This is a genomic window from Gilliamella sp. ESL0441 (assembly GCF_019469185.1).
Classification (GTDB): domain Bacteria; phylum Pseudomonadota; class Gammaproteobacteria; order Enterobacterales; family Orbaceae; genus Gilliamella.
In genome coordinates, this window is the sequence record NZ_CP048264.1 from 2,258,682 (window position 1) to 2,272,588 (window position 13,907).

Genomic DNA, 13,907 nt, shown 5'->3' on the forward strand with positions numbered 1-13,907 from the left:
AAGTAAGGAGATATTATGAGCGACCAAACAAATGACGATTTACAACTCATTTTCAGATGTATGACTAAAGATCCGGACACAAAAAAATATCAAGCAATATTAGAATTATTTTTAGATAAAGGAAAAGAAGAAATAAACGTTTTAGATGGGTGGGTTATGAGAGATTCAGAAAGGATTCCCATTAGAGCAACAATACGAGAACCTAAAGATAAAGAAAAGCAAAATTTTTTATCCATTTATGAAATCAGTGACGTTGGAGACGGTACCGTAAAATTTGAAAAGGAATTAGGTTTTGGGAATGCCATAAATAATCGTCAGGATAATGAACCTGTATATTATGATCAAATGGTATTTTCTCTTATAAACAAAAATAATGAAAATTATACAATATTCGGTCGATTAGTGGCTGATTTAAACGAAGAATTGACACACAAACTCGGTTTCAAAGAACTGAAAAAAGAACGTCCTTTAAGTTATTCTTCAAAAATTTTTGAAAAATTAGCCCAAGAGCATAAAACGCAAGATACCACTCATACAGAAGAAAAGCAGGAAAATCAGGCAAAAACTGCGGAAAAGAAAAAGAGAAGACCTAAACCGTGATTTTAAAAAAGATAATTTTAATCTCATTTGCTGGTTTTTACTCATTGTCAGTATTATCTGCACAATGTCCCAGTGCGACTATGGCTTCTCAAGGGAGAGATATTGCATTAAAAAAAGAAAATGAAAAAATTGAAACTGAAACCAAAAGATCAGAAAAGGCAGTAGATACATTAAGCAAATGCATTGATGGAATCGTTTCGATTCCAACTATGCCACAATTTCCAAATTTAACAGGAGTTTATCAAAAAGTTTTAGAAAAAACATGTAAAATCGTGAGAGATAAAGCCATTGATATTATCAATAACAATAAATTCAAATCAGAAAATATACTTCCTTTAGATCATTCACTTAATTCAATTAAAACAAATAGTAATTCAATTATTGAAGATTCAAAAAAGAATAATTCAAATTGGAAAACTTTTTGGAGATAAAAAAAAAGAGGTTATTTAACCTCTTTTTTAATTAGTATTTAAAATCCCCTCTAAAACGATTTCTGTACCACCACGGGCGACCTGTTACACGAGATCCCCTCAAATAATGTTGTATTTGGCGAATAAATACCGATAACGTTATCCCGAACTTTGCAAGTAGTGCCGAACATATCAGAATTATCAACGATAATAAAAACGTCCACATACGCATATGAAGCAGCCAAGCAAATAATGAAATATAGCTAATACAGGGTATACCCATAAGTTTTGGCGTTTTGGATGCATGTCGCCATATACATTTTTTTTTAATATTTTCCTCCTTGCCGTTTAGTAAATTCATTAGATCCTGCGATAGTGATAAACTCCTGTTTATCAATAATATTATTTTTCAATAAACCGTATGCTTTATCGATTAACGTTAAATGCTTCGTCTCTAATAAATTTCTGATAATAAATGCCCATTTTTCAAAACTTTCTTGCTGTAATTTATTTTTTAATTCTCGATCAAAAATCAGATATTCACGTATGGCACATCGTTTCCCGTCCAATGTTTTTAAAAGACGTTGAACAACGATGACTTGTAATGTTCCAAGTAATCGGGATGCAATGGATGAATGCGAAGCAGGCGGATAAACTTGAATAATTCTATTAATAGTTTCTGATACAGAATGTGCATGAATCGTTGCAAAGGTAAGATGTCCCGATAAGGAAGCTTCCAACATTGCGTCTATGGTTTCTAAGTCACGAGCTTCACCTATACCGATAATACTGGGTTTTCTGCGCATAGCATTTCTCAACCCTAAAGCGAAGTTCTCAATATCTTTACCAATCTGCGATTGAGAGGGTTGAACACCTTTCCAGTGTGTACCTCCCAAAATAAACTCAACAGGATCTTCATACGTTACCACTTTTCTGTCCGGCATATATTTACCTACATGAGCATAAATCCCTGCTAACAAAGTTGTTTTGCCCGACCCTGTCGGGCCGCAAACTAAAACCAGTCCCATAGACGGGTAAAAAGAATTAAATAAATCATTTTCAATATTTAATTTAGCTAAGTCTGGCAGCGTATTTGGTATAATACGCATCGTAATACTGTAGGCTTCATTAATATGTGCTACTTGTCCTTGAATAAAATTACATCTAAAACGGATAGGCTTCCAACGGGGTACATCTATTTCTTCGCCCGAAATTTCTAAGGATCTGTCAGCCCCTTTGCCCGAACGTATATAACTGTTTATATCAGTAGACCAAATAGCCGATACAATGATCGGCATTTGTGCTTGTTGAATAATGTGGGGCGTTGCTTGAATTTGTCGCCCGAAAATTTCAACCCATATATAATCTCCCCCTTGAATAGTAATATCAGATACATAATTATCATGACAATATTTGAAGAATTTCTTAAATTTTAACGGTGAGAAATCGCCATTAAAATTAAATAGCTCAAAACTCATCCTTTGTTACTCCTTTAACCAATTTTTGAAATTACTGTCAAATACAGCTTCTTTAGTTAAACGTTGTAATTTATCGTCAATAATAAGTTTTTTCGGCTCTGCATTGACCTTATCTATTAACTTTTCAGTCTCAAACGGTACTACCATTCGTTTTTGAAGTAAGGATTTATAACGAAGCATTCCTATATATTCACGGACAATTCTATTAAAATTTTCCTCAATTATGGCAAATGCTTGCTGTTCGCCGTCTTTAAATCCCTCACGTAAAATTCGTGTCCATAGTTCACGTTCCGGCTTAGTCGTGGGCTTCACGGCTTCAGGAAAAATATCGCCGTCAGAATTAGTATTCAAGCCTACAAATAAATAGTCTCTCCATGTCGGCGGTGTACTAATGAAACGTTCGGGTTTAACGATTGAGTAAATTTCGGAAGCTGTACGGAGTTGATCCGATGATACAGACAAACTGTTTTGAGCATGAACAATAACAGGCGGTAATACACCTTCTTTACTGATTAGAGTTGAGAATTGGAAAATATCATCCAAATTATGTTCTCTCTGTTCCAATGCGTGAATAATTCGTTTGGATTTATGCGCCATGCCTTGTTTAAAACCGACTGAATAGGATGCTTCACGCAACATTTGTTCTCGTAATTGAGTAATCGATTCATGGGCAGGTTCAAAATTTTCAGATTGAACAGGGGTTGACGTTGAAGCAAATGAATAAAGTGAAATAGGAGATAAAAAGAGAACGGTCAATAAGCTAACTTTTTTAAACACTTTTTAACACCTTTTAACGTGGATTATTATAGTCAAGTATTAGTAATGAAGGATTGTGAACTATTAAAGCACGGTAATTAATTTGACTTTGAATTAATGAAATCAATTCGTCGAACGTCACATTTTCGGCACGAAGTGAGATAGGTAAAGAAACCTGTATACCTGTACTTATAAATTTAACGCCTTTATTGATTGATATTTTTTTGAGTAATTGTAAAGCATCCCCTTTCCAAATATAGGTATACTTGACTTCATTTTTAGCTCTGTTTGAGTTTGTTTTTAAATCTTTTATGCCTGGATCTTTTAATGCCTTGCTTTCAAATAATTCTTGTTGAGCTTTTTTTACTCGTTGCGTTGCATCGAGCAACAATACATCAATCTCGTTAATTTCTGAAAACTTAGTTTTTGGGTTGGCACATCCTGTGAGAATAGAGGTGATGAAAAGTGTAGAAAGTGAAGTAAGGATCAATTTAGATTTTAATATCTTCATATGTTCTCCTTATAAAGCTGTGGCAGTATATCGCACAAAAAACTAAAAATAAATAAGATCTTCTAACTAACGGTTTTTTTATTATTATTATTTTTCTTCAATTCTGCATAATGCCATCCTCTAAGCTGTGAAACAGCCGTTTTATCGCCTTGTTCTGCTTGTTGATAAACCCATTCTTGATAATTCATTTTTCGATTTAATGGATTGGCTTTGATTCTGGCTTTCTCTTCTTCAAATAAAATTTTAATCCGTAACCGTTCTTTTGCTCTTTCTAATACTAGTAGGCTGTACATGGCTTTTCTTAAATCTAAGTCTTGTACATTCTGCCAAATTCTAATTCTTCTTTGTTTCATTTTTTGGCTTAACCGCTTAAATAAAGAGTGATAATAATCATAATTTATATGTTCTTGTGCATGGAAATTTGCTCGGTACTGTCGATATCTTTGTTTAAGCTTTTCTCGCTCTACCGCTCTTTTTATTCGTTGTGATTCTCTGATATTTTTATCTCGTACCGATTTGAAGGGGTGATAGGATTGAACAACAGAATTTTTTTCTTCGGAAAAAGCATAAGGCATAAAATCTCCCAACCATTGAGTAAGCCTTTTTTTAGATAATTTTTCATGTACACTGCTGGCTTTAATACCAATTTGTGTTGATTTATCCACAATAGCCAATCCTGCCCCTTTTTCAACAATTTCGAGATTATAGTTAGCAAACATTTTATGTAAATGTTGCCACGTACTATTTTTATTTTTCAATAATTTTAAAAATTCTTTTTTCGGCTCATTACGAGCAAAAATTAATAAACTTTCTTCATCATTGTAAATTTCCTTACATTTAATACGGCTGGGTATTTTATCGCTAAAAGATTTTTTAACACTGGATAAATGTATTATCTTTTCATTATTAATTTCGGAAACTTGATACGCTCCGTTACTGTGATTCCAACCAAATTTAATTTCCAACTCACGCATGGTACGATCTAAGGTAAAATAATCCCGAAAAACGGATATACATTTATAGGTTGTCGGATGAATTCTATTAACCACAACATGGATGTGTTTATGATCAGTATCATGGTGAATGGCTGAAATATATTGATGTCCCTGTAAACCTAAATTTTTAAGCGCATAGCGTGCGCATTCTAATGCTTGTTCATCGGTGGGATTTTCATTTGGCGACCAACTTAAAATAAAATGATACGTTGAATCTTTTACTTTAGGATTGTGTTTTGAGGTTGCTTCCATTTCCATTTTTAAGGTCTCTAACGATAATCCGTTATGTTCACACATCACGCCATGAAAATTTATAACGGTACGATGTTCATTCGAAAAAATAATTTCAGAATCCTTTGAATCGGGATGTAAATTTTCTCTAATGGTAATGTAATTAATCAATTTTTTTACATTTGATTTTTTCCTTTTAGGGGGTACTTTTGCGATCATTTTTTTCCTTCACGTCATAAGATTAATCCGTAATCTTTTTGATTGTTTCAATAATTTCTTTCATAATTTTTTCATAATAAACAGGATCGCTGCCTTGATAAAAAAGGTGTTTTTGCAGACCGCCCAATTTATTTAACGTGTCGATCATCTTATGGTCGGTTTTAATAAAAATCTTTTTATTCATAGCGCAAGTAATCAAATATTGACTAACGGTTAAACCTGCTAAACTTGCTTTTTCTTTAATTATCGTTTCTTCTTCTGGATAACAACGGGCACATATTCGACTGGTTTTTTTCATAAATCCTTACACTCTTTTTATTAGATACTGTTATGGGGGTGTCGGGGGCTTAGCCCCTGAACAAGGTTGTAGCAATGCGTAGGGAATGTTAATGACTGGATGCTTTGCGGTTGACTGATTCGGTGGTAACCGTGTCAGACAAACACTACCTTGCCGTTATAGAGAACAGGTGAAAAAAGGTATTTTTTTAACACCAAAAGGGGATAAAGAAGGAAGAAAGAAAAGAGATTTACTAAGTATGAATAGTATCATTTTTTACAATATATCAAATGAACGCATTTGACAATTGTAAAATATTTTGTAATATAAATGGACGGATATTTTCAAGAGGATCTATTTATGTGAAATATACGTTATCTGATATTGATGTGATAAAAAAACGATTACTTTCCTCGCCCCCCTTACCTCCCGAAAAACGAATCATTACATTAAAAACAGCCGTACAAAAACTTGAACCTGCATTACAAAACCTACTAAAAAAAGGGTATACTTATGAACAAATTCATAAAATACTAAAAGAGAATGGATTTAATATTAGTTTAAACACTCTAATCAAATACAGTAAAGAAGTTAAAACACATAATGTAGAACCCAAGCGTTTAAAAAAAACTCAAAAGACAAATAAGCGTTCTATCTCTCCCCTTCCTGCACTCAATAAACCGATAATAAATAAAAAAGAAAGTCATTTCACCATTTACGATGACAGTGACGATATTTAAGAGAAAATCAAATGAATAAACCAATATATTTAATTGGATGCGGTAAGGGTGGAACCGGTAAAAGCTGTGTAACTGTGACCTTACTGGATAAATTAAAAGAAAATAAAGAAAAAATAAAATTTATAGAAACAGATACATCCAATCCCGATGTCTATAAAAGTCATCGTCACGAGGAGGAAATTGACAGTATTTTATTAAATTTAGATAACGCCGACGGTTGGATCGATTTAATTAACATTGCCGATGAATCACCCGACTATAATCTAGTCATAAATACAGCAGCACGAAATAATCTATCTATTGAACAATACGGCAATATTTTAAATGAAACATTACCTCAGTTAAACAGAAAAATGATAACTCTATGGGTAATTAACCGGCAAAGAGATTGTTTAGAAATTTTGAAACAATATCTAAAGGTTTTGCCTTATAGTGACAACCATATCTTACACACTATTCGTAATAATTATTTTGGTAAAGATGATAAGTTTGAATTGTACAATAATTCAAAGTTACGATTGGAAAATGAGAAATTAGGCGGACTAACTCTATCATTTCCGGAACTGGCGGACAGGGTGGCGGATGAACTGTATTCTTCAAGATTATCAATCAGTCAAGCTATGAAAAAAATGCCTTTAGGCAATAAAGCAGAATTGATTAGATGGCAAAAAATAGCTCATCAAATGATTCAAGAGATTATAGAACATGGATAAAAGTGCATTTGAAAAGCTGATCGGACGAACAGTAACAGAACAAGAAGCTGCTCGACTGCAAAAAATTAAGGAAATCTTAGATATTCAAAATAACGATGCTATTTGGACTGTCATTTTAATATTAGAATACTATGACTATTCATTTAAACAATATCCCGAAATAATCACTAATCAGATTAATCATCTGATTAGTGAAATGCACATGATTATAAAAGAAGAAGTAAAATTAGAAATTCAACGCAATAAAAAGTTTGACTCAAAATTGGGTCATAAGGGATATACTGCAAAAAACGTTTTGATATTTTCTTTAATCAACAGTTTGCTGGTTTGTACAACAGTAGCTATTCTGCGTTTTTGTTTAAGTTAATACATATAAAATTGAAAATTACTAAAAAATCAAATTACCCAGACTAATTTTTGCTTTATTTTATATGTATTAATAAATAATTTAATATATTAGCAAAATATTTATGTGTAATCATATAGATAACTCAAGTTTCTATCAATTTTGAAGGTTCTTTTATGTTGAAATTTTATTTTTATGATTACATATAAACTATGTGATCATTATTTAAAAATAATCTTAATTAAAAAAAATTTTATGTCATCATTTTTAGCTAAATTAGAATTGGACGGAGTAACTTATACAATATTAGAATGCGATTATTTTTTCCACAAAAAAACGGATAGTACCTCAAAACCAACAGGTGAAACATCGGGTGGAGAAATAAATTTGAGTATAGAAAGCAACGGTAAAACTGATTTTGTTGAATGGGTTTTATCGGAAGACAAAACTAAAGACGGTAAAATCATTTTTTATCGTCGAGATGGAATGAGTAAGCTTTATGATATTGAATTTAAAAAAGCTTACTGTCTTGATTTTAAAGAAATCTTTAATTCAGAAAATTCTTCTCCCATGAAAATAGATTTAACAATTTCAGCACGTACACTGAAATTTAATTCTAAAGCAACTTATGAAAAAAGCTGGAAGATCTAAAAACTGGAAGATCTCATAATTATTTAAAGTCAAACTAATCCCAAAAAAAATCATCCTATGAATATATATCGTAGCTCTACTTTAGGTGAATCCTTCAAAACCTATGCAAAAGTTACTGTTAATGGAGTGGAAATATCACGAGAAAATCATATACAAGTAAAAATCAAGCAAAAGTTACTAACCCATAATTATTTCGAAATATTATGTCCAAGTGAAACCTTTAGCGAAAAAAACAGTTATCCTCTTATCAATAGCCAAAACCTGCACTATTCCTATTTTTCCGTGCATTTGATTCGATTTAAAGAAACTACAGCGATATTTCAAGGTGTTATTACGGGGGTTGAGCATCGTGTTCAGGATGGATATCCTTATATACTTTTGACCGGTGAAGCTGCTACACACCTTATGGATAAGAACATAAATTGTCAAACCTTTGTTAATAAATCTCTGAAAGAAATTGTAACAGCGGTTACCGATAAATATAAAGATAATCGCTTACAGGTACTTATATCTCCCGAAACAACGGAAAACCTGCCTTATACAGTATGCTATAACGAAACCGATTTTCAATTTTTAAAACGATTAGCCAAGCGATACGGTGAATATATGTATCATAATGGAGAATATTTTGTTTTCGGAAAAGGTAATCAACTAAGAACTGAAATATCCGAAGGAGAAGATTTTCAAGAATATTCCTTAAACGTAATCAGTAAACCTCAACATTTTATCCGTCAACGATATGATTTACGTAATGATAAGGTTATAAAAGAAGAATCAAATCAACTGTTCTATCCCGATCAAAAAAATCTTTTTCATGTCAAATCAGTTCGAGCTTCTGAAAAATACTCCATACAACCGCAAACGGGTTATTCTGCTCCCGATTTATTCTATGGGGATGCTCAACAATTAGAAAGAGCCGTACAGCGTAAAAAACTAAGTCATGAATCCACTATTATAGCCACAACTAAAACCGATAATCCTCATCTCCGTTTAGGCGATACCATGCAAATGAATGCATGGACTAAAGAAAAAAATAAACTTCAACCCATCGAAAGCTATCGTATCACAGAAATCGAACACAGCTTTACCGATGAAGGATATACCAATCATTGTAAAGGTATTCCTTTTGAGCAAAAAATAGCTCCTTATTTAGATGAAAATGCATATCCACATATCGATAATCAAATTGCGATTGTGGTTGACAATAACGACCCCGAATCTTTAAACCGACTAAAAATTCGCTTTTATTGGCAACAAGAACATGAAAGTACCTTGTGGATTCCTTTAATGCAAGGACATTCGGGGGGTGGACAAGGAGCGCATGTTATCCCAGAAATCGGACATATAGTATTGGTGGATTTTCTCGGTCATAATGCCGAAGCTCCTATCGTTCTAGGTAGTCTATACAGTGGAAGTCATAAAAGCGGGTTTCATACTAAAAATAATGATTTGAAAGTATTTCAAACCCGAAGTGGAACTAAACGAATTGTCAATGATGCCGAAGGAAGTATTTTGGAAGAGGATGCAGCAGGCAGTTTTATAAAGTTTGAGGGCGACGGTAACGTTACTTTGAACGTAATAAAAAATCTTACAATTACGGTTGGTGAAAATGTTAATTTTAATATAATCAAAAATAATAATTTGAGTGTAGGCGGTAACCATAAAACAAAAGTTTTAGGTTCAACTCAATATACCATTGCCGGAACTGCCGATATTGATGTTCAAGGCGATTTATCCATGCATACCGATAAGGATATGATTTCTAACAGCTACAGTAAGATAGAAAATCAAAGTGTAGGCAATATTATAAATAATTCACAAAAAGAGGTTAGAAATAACAGTATTAATAAATCCAATTTACATTAAAAATTGAATCCCAAAAACAAAAGTTATGCTACATATAAAAGTTGGTGGAATTTTACGCCGTACTGCCAATGGAGAAATTAAAAATTTCGCTATAGGCGACATAATTGATTCGGCAGATGAAGTAATAACAAGAGCAAGTGAAATAATATTTGGCAAGTCAATACTACATCCTGATAGAGAAATCCCGTTACCTTTGGCTTGCATAGAATTTTTGCCCGGAGAAGGACCTGATCCTTCAAGTCTTTCTACTACGGGGGAATTAAAAAAAATGAAATATCAAGGACAATTCGGCTTTGATTTTTTTCGGAAAAAAAATTCAGTTTTTAAAGATGAAAAGTCCTTTTTTGATAGTCTCCCTCTTGATAAGCAAACAGGATATTACAGTGAGAACGGAGCTTATAAACAATATAAAACCGCTAGAGATCAATATGAAGCCTTATGCAAGGAATATAAAAAGCATTTCATTGCTTATCGAACGCAAAAAGCAATAACTAAGGGGTGGGAAAGCGAAGAATGGACATATTATGTCCCTTATATGACTTTGTATTCAAAGGAATATGTGGATAGTATAACGTCCGAATATAAACCTGTTTATGAAGCTTATTTATCCATGATCGTTGAAATTGAAAAAGATATTGATCAATGGAAATTTGAATATGATACCAGTCTCTTTAAACATTCTCTTGAAACACCTTTAGAAATAAAAAAATGCCAACCCACTAAACACAGTTGTAACTTAAAAATAACCTGTCTGAAAGATTTTGATACAGAACAAGAAATACGGGTCTATGCCTATCCGAAAGGAAGCAATAAAAAAAATATAGTAGTGCGAGAATTTACGAAAGAATTAGCAGGAGTTATTAAGGTATTGCCCAATTCAGCCAACCATCGAAAAAAAGTAAACATTTTAGCCGTTCAATTACAAACGGATGTTGATAATACACAAGGAAAAGTGGTACAACAAGGAGAATTTTATAAAGATCAAATTCAGCGTTTCCACTATATGTTTAATCAAGCCTATATAGAACCTGAAATCAGATTATATAAAGCAACGGATGGAAGTGAATTTTTAGACTTGACTAATGATTTAAGGTTTAAATCAGGCACAACATATATTGATAAAAAAGGCTCTATAATTCGTAATTCACCAAATAGAAAGAATTATCAAACATTATTAGACAGTCTGATTAGCAAAGAAATTAAAAATGACGATATCGTTATATATTTTTGGGGGTTAAGTAAGCCATCTTCAGGTGGTGATACAATTCTGGGAACAAAAAGAAGCTTTATTTTTAGAAATAAAAATTTTAAAGATGGATTAACAAAACGCTCATCTTATGGTGATACACCCGTGCATGAAGTATTTCATTCTCTTGGATTATTTCATACTTTTTATGAAGCTAATTTTAATATACATTTTAGTCTTGAAAACCAAAGATTTATGTTTAAAATATATTCAACCTGTAATACAATGGACTATGTTTCAGAAAGGAATTTTCTTTATAAATGGCAGTGGGATATAATTCGCCAAAAAATTTAAAAAAAATCATGAAAAAGTTACTTATAACCTTAATTTTAATCATATCTATGACAGCTCCCGTCTACTCTCAATCCATGAAAGATTTTGACCTCTATACAAAAACGTTTGACTTAAAAACTTTCAAAGAAAAAATCAAAACCTCCAATAGAGATAGTTATATCTATTATTTAGATAATAATATTTGTGTTTATCAACACGTACAACCAGATCATTATATCAGTGAAGTTATTGATCAAGAAGGAAGTCCTTATAGCGTTGTAAGAAGATATTATCCTAATGGAAAATTATTTACAACGGTTAGAAAATTTTACGACTTTAATATCGGAAATTTAGATGTTTATGATAAAAACGGTAATCGTGAAGAAGGTATTAATTATGACTATCTGTATTCTTTTACGGTAGACGATTTAATCCAAAAAATGAAATCCTTATACGGGATTGATTTAAACGTTATTACTGAAGGAATATCAGTAAGTAAAGCTCATACTACGGCAAAGAAAAATATTGAACCTTTGTATACCGTGTATTATCCCATAATAGAAAAAGATTCCATTAAACGGGACGGCGCTATAGTTCAAGATCGAACCTTTTATATAGACGGCAGTAATGGAAAGGTAACGATAGAAGATTACGTTGAATTGAATAGTTATTCAGAAACAGAAGGAGAAAAAAAAGGTTTGTACGTAACCGCTCGGTATTATGAATTCAACGAAAAATGGAGACCTAAAAAAATCACTGAAAAAAAATTATACTTCAAATATGGTAAAAAATATTCACTGGAAATTTTGGAAGAAAAGAAGATTTTCGAATCATACAGCCAATAAGGAAGGCAATCAAATTTATGCTGTTTTTAAAATAAAATCATGAAAAAGTTACTTATAACCTTAATTTTAATCATATCTATGACAGCTCCCGTCTACTCTCAATCCATGAAAGATTTTGACCTTTATACCAAAACGTTTGATTTAAATACTTTTAAAGAAAAAATCAAAAACACCAATAGAGATAGTTATGCTTATGATTTAAATAATAATATTCACGTTTATCAATATGACGAAGGAGATAATTTTATTAGAGAAGTTATCAGTCAAAAGGAAAATCCATATAGCGTTGTAAGAAGATATTATCCTAATGGAAAATTATTTACAACGGTTAGACAATTTTACGGCTTTGATATTGGGGATTTTGTATCTTTTTATGAAAATGGTAATCGCAAAAATGTGATTAATTGTGATTATCTGTATTCTTTTACGGTAGAGGATTTGATACAAAAAATGAAATCCTTATACGGCATTGATTTAAGCGTTAGAATAAAAGGAATTACAGTTAGAAAAAATCTTACTTCTCCTAAAGATGATATTAAACCTTTGTATACTGTGCATTATCCCATAATTGAAAAAGATTCCATTATACGGGACGGAGCTATAGTTAAAGATCGAACCTTTTATATAGACGGCAGTAATGGAAAAGTAACGATAGAAGATTACGTTGAATTGAATAGTTATTTAGAAACAGAAGGAGAAAAAAAAGGTTTGTACATAACCGCTAGGTACTATGAATTCAACGAAAAATGGGGACCCAAAAAAATCACGGAAAAGAAATTATACATTAACAATAGGATGGGCTATATAACGGACATTGTGGAAGAAAAAAAGATTTTCGAATCATACAGCCAATAAGGAAGGTGACCAAATTTATGCAGTTTTTAAAATTATATATTAAAAAGTTACTTATAACCCTAATTTTAATCATATCTATGATACCCTCCAGTTACTCTCAATCTATCAAAGATTTTGACCTCTTAACAAAAACATTTGATATAAAAACATTCAAAGAAAAAATCAAAAACACTAATAGAGATAGTTATATCTATTATTTAAATAATAATATTCTTATATATCAACACATAGAGCCAGATCATTATATCAGAGAAGTAATTAGTCAAGAAAATAGTTCATATAGCGTTGTAAGAAGATATGATCCTAATGGAAAATTATTTACAACGGTTAAACGATTTTACGGCTTTGATATTGGGGATTTTGTATCTTTTTATGAAAATGGTAATCGCAAAAATGTGATTAATTGTGATTATCTGTATTCTTTTACGGTAGAGGATTTGATACAAAAAATGAAATCCTTATACGGCATTGATTTAAGCGTTAGAATAGAAGGAATTTTTGTTGCCAAACATCTAACTTCTCCTAAGAAAGATATTAAACCTTTGTATACTGTGTATTATCCCATAATAGAAAAAGATTCCATTTATCGAGACGGAGCTATAGTTAAAGATCGAACCTTTTATATAGACGGCAGTAATGGAAAGGTAACGATAGAAGATTACGTTGAATTGAATAGTTATTTAGAAACAGAAGGAGAAAAAAAAGGTTTGTACGTAACCGCTCGGTATTATACATTTAATGAAAAATGGGGAACTATAAAAATCATAGAAAAAAAATTATACTGGTATGGCAGTAAAGTGATGGGACCGGAAATTTTGGAAGAAAAGAAGATTTTCGAATCATACAGCCAATAAGGAAGGTAACCAAATTTATGTAATAAAGCTATATAATAGAA

17 protein-coding genes are annotated in these 13,907 nt (G+C 31.8%); 11 read left to right on the forward strand and 6 right to left on the reverse strand.

The genetic code is table 11. From position 1 onward, the window contains the following. The first annotated feature begins 15 nt into the window (after positions 1-15). Together GYM75_RS10020 and GYM75_RS10025 are read left to right on the forward strand one after the other, a co-directional pair. Positions 16-600, forward strand: a complete 585-nt coding sequence (locus GYM75_RS10020; RefSeq protein WP_220215817.1) for a hypothetical protein — start codon at positions 16-18, stop codon at positions 598-600. Further along, positions 597-1,031, forward strand: coding sequence for a hypothetical protein (locus GYM75_RS10025; protein ID WP_220215818.1), 435 nt, complete (start codon positions 597-599; stop codon positions 1,029-1,031). The genes GYM75_RS10020 and GYM75_RS10025 overlap by 4 nt, the downstream gene beginning before the upstream one ends. Before the next feature lie 31 nt (positions 1,032-1,062). Here GYM75_RS10025 and icmT read toward each other — a convergent pair whose 3' ends face one another. From icmT to mobA, 6 genes are all read right to left on the reverse strand, one after another. Then, on the reverse strand, positions 1,063-1,371 hold the full coding sequence (icmT, locus tag GYM75_RS12445; RefSeq protein ID WP_370632118.1) for an IcmT/TraK family protein: 309 nt from the start codon (positions 1,369-1,371) through the stop codon (positions 1,063-1,065). Then, positions 1,337-2,488 carry a plasmid transfer ATPase TraJ gene (gene traJ, locus GYM75_RS10035; protein ID WP_220215820.1) on the reverse strand — a complete coding sequence of 384 codons (1,152 nt, stop codon included), beginning with the start codon at positions 2,486-2,488 and terminating at the stop codon, positions 1,337-1,339. The genes icmT and traJ overlap by 35 nt, the downstream gene beginning before the upstream one ends. Positions 2,489-2,494: 6 nt before the next feature. Further along, complete coding sequence (locus tag GYM75_RS10040) at positions 2,495-3,265, reverse strand: type IV secretory system conjugative DNA transfer family protein (RefSeq protein WP_220215821.1); 771 nt, start codon at positions 3,263-3,265, stop codon at positions 2,495-2,497. A 13-nt stretch (positions 3,266-3,278) separates the two neighbouring features. Continuing rightward, positions 3,279-3,755 (reverse strand): DotD/TraH family lipoprotein, encoded by a 477-nt coding sequence (locus tag GYM75_RS10045; protein ID WP_220215822.1) that lies wholly within the window; start codon positions 3,753-3,755, stop codon positions 3,279-3,281. A gap of 62 nt (positions 3,756-3,817) precedes the next feature. Further along, the gene (gene traI / locus GYM75_RS10050; RefSeq protein ID WP_220215823.1) at positions 3,818-5,200 is read right to left on the reverse strand and encodes a TraI/MobA(P) family conjugative relaxase; all 1,383 of its coding nucleotides are present in this window, start codon (positions 5,198-5,200) and stop codon (positions 3,818-3,820) included. Positions 5,201-5,222: 22 nt separating this feature from the next. After that, the gene (mobA, locus tag GYM75_RS10055; protein ID WP_220215824.1) at positions 5,223-5,498 is read right to left on the reverse strand and encodes a plasmid mobilization protein MobA; all 276 of its coding nucleotides are present in this window, start codon (positions 5,496-5,498) and stop codon (positions 5,223-5,225) included. 341 nt (positions 5,499-5,839) lie between these two features. On the opposite strand from mobA, the gene GYM75_RS10060 reads away from it, so the two are divergent. From GYM75_RS10060 to GYM75_RS10100, 9 genes are all read left to right on the forward strand, one after another. Beyond that, positions 5,840-6,217 (forward strand): hypothetical protein, encoded by a 378-nt coding sequence (locus GYM75_RS10060; protein ID WP_220215825.1) that lies wholly within the window; start codon positions 5,840-5,842, stop codon positions 6,215-6,217. An 11-nt stretch (positions 6,218-6,228) separates the two neighbouring features. Beyond that, the gene (locus GYM75_RS10065) at positions 6,229-6,930 is read left to right on the forward strand and encodes a protein mobD (RefSeq protein ID WP_220215826.1); all 702 of its coding nucleotides are present in this window, start codon (positions 6,229-6,231) and stop codon (positions 6,928-6,930) included. Beyond that, positions 6,923-7,297: a hypothetical protein gene (locus GYM75_RS10070; protein ID WP_220215827.1), complete on the forward strand. Its 375-nt coding sequence runs from the start codon at positions 6,923-6,925 to the stop codon at positions 7,295-7,297. Before GYM75_RS10065 ends, GYM75_RS10070 begins: the two co-directional genes overlap by 8 nt. A 234-nt stretch (positions 7,298-7,531) precedes the next feature. Beyond that, entirely contained in the window at positions 7,532-7,927 is a 396-nt protein-coding gene (tssD, locus tag GYM75_RS10075; RefSeq protein WP_220215828.1) for a type VI secretion system tube protein TssD, read from the forward strand. 57 nt (positions 7,928-7,984) lie between these two features. Beyond that, complete coding sequence (locus GYM75_RS10080) at positions 7,985-9,793, forward strand: type VI secretion system Vgr family protein (protein WP_220215829.1); 1,809 nt, start codon at positions 7,985-7,987, stop codon at positions 9,791-9,793. 25 nt (positions 9,794-9,818) lie between these two features. Then, positions 9,819-11,333, forward strand: a complete 1,515-nt coding sequence (locus tag GYM75_RS10085; RefSeq protein WP_220215830.1) for a hypothetical protein — start codon at positions 9,819-9,821, stop codon at positions 11,331-11,333. Between the two features lie 8 nt (positions 11,334-11,341). Then, positions 11,342-12,157 carry a hypothetical protein gene (locus GYM75_RS10090; protein WP_220215831.1) on the forward strand — a complete coding sequence of 272 codons (816 nt, stop codon included), beginning with the start codon at positions 11,342-11,344 and terminating at the stop codon, positions 12,155-12,157. A 39-nt stretch (positions 12,158-12,196) separates the two neighbouring features. Continuing rightward, positions 12,197-13,012, forward strand: coding sequence for a hypothetical protein (locus tag GYM75_RS10095; RefSeq protein WP_220215832.1), 816 nt, complete (start codon positions 12,197-12,199; stop codon positions 13,010-13,012). Positions 13,013-13,029: 17 nt separating this feature from the next. Further along, positions 13,030-13,866 carry a hypothetical protein gene (locus tag GYM75_RS10100; RefSeq protein WP_220215833.1) on the forward strand — a complete coding sequence of 279 codons (837 nt, stop codon included), beginning with the start codon at positions 13,030-13,032 and terminating at the stop codon, positions 13,864-13,866. The last annotated feature ends 41 nt before the right edge of the window (positions 13,867-13,907 follow it).

What these genes read in the sequence shown, in the direction of transcription:
- mobA (WP_220215824.1), bottom strand. Translation starts at nt 5,498, where the DNA reads ATGAAAAAAACCAGTCGAATATGTGCCCGTTGTTATCCAGAAGAAGAA.
- tssD (WP_220215828.1), top strand. Translation starts at nt 7,532, where the DNA reads ATGTCATCATTTTTAGCTAAATTAGAATTGGACGGAGTAACTTATACA.
- GYM75_RS10095 (WP_220215832.1), top strand. Translation starts at nt 12,197, where the DNA reads ATGAAAAAGTTACTTATAACCTTAATTTTAATCATATCTATGACAGCT.
- GYM75_RS10100 (WP_220215833.1), top strand. Translation starts at nt 13,030, where the DNA reads ATGCAGTTTTTAAAATTATATATTAAAAAGTTACTTATAACCCTAATT.
- traJ (WP_220215820.1), bottom strand. Translation starts at nt 2,488, where the DNA reads ATGAGTTTTGAGCTATTTAATTTTAATGGCGATTTCTCACCGTTAAAA.
- GYM75_RS10070 (WP_220215827.1), top strand. Translation starts at nt 6,923, where the DNA reads ATGGATAAAAGTGCATTTGAAAAGCTGATCGGACGAACAGTAACAGAA.
- GYM75_RS10045 (WP_220215822.1), bottom strand. Translation starts at nt 3,755, where the DNA reads ATGAAGATATTAAAATCTAAATTGATCCTTACTTCACTTTCTACACTT.
- GYM75_RS10085 (WP_220215830.1), top strand. Translation starts at nt 9,819, where the DNA reads ATGCTACATATAAAAGTTGGTGGAATTTTACGCCGTACTGCCAATGGA.
- icmT (WP_370632118.1), bottom strand. Translation starts at nt 1,371, where the DNA reads ATGAATTTACTAAACGGCAAGGAGGAAAATATTAAAAAAAAATGTATA.
- GYM75_RS10020 (WP_220215817.1), top strand. Translation starts at nt 16, where the DNA reads ATGAGCGACCAAACAAATGACGATTTACAACTCATTTTCAGATGTATG.
- traI (WP_220215823.1), bottom strand. Translation starts at nt 5,200, where the DNA reads ATGATCGCAAAAGTACCCCCTAAAAGGAAAAAATCAAATGTAAAAAAA.
- GYM75_RS10080 (WP_220215829.1), top strand. Translation starts at nt 7,985, where the DNA reads ATGAATATATATCGTAGCTCTACTTTAGGTGAATCCTTCAAAACCTAT.
- GYM75_RS10065 (WP_220215826.1), top strand. Translation starts at nt 6,229, where the DNA reads ATGAATAAACCAATATATTTAATTGGATGCGGTAAGGGTGGAACCGGT.
- GYM75_RS10090 (WP_220215831.1), top strand. Translation starts at nt 11,342, where the DNA reads ATGAAAAAGTTACTTATAACCTTAATTTTAATCATATCTATGACAGCT.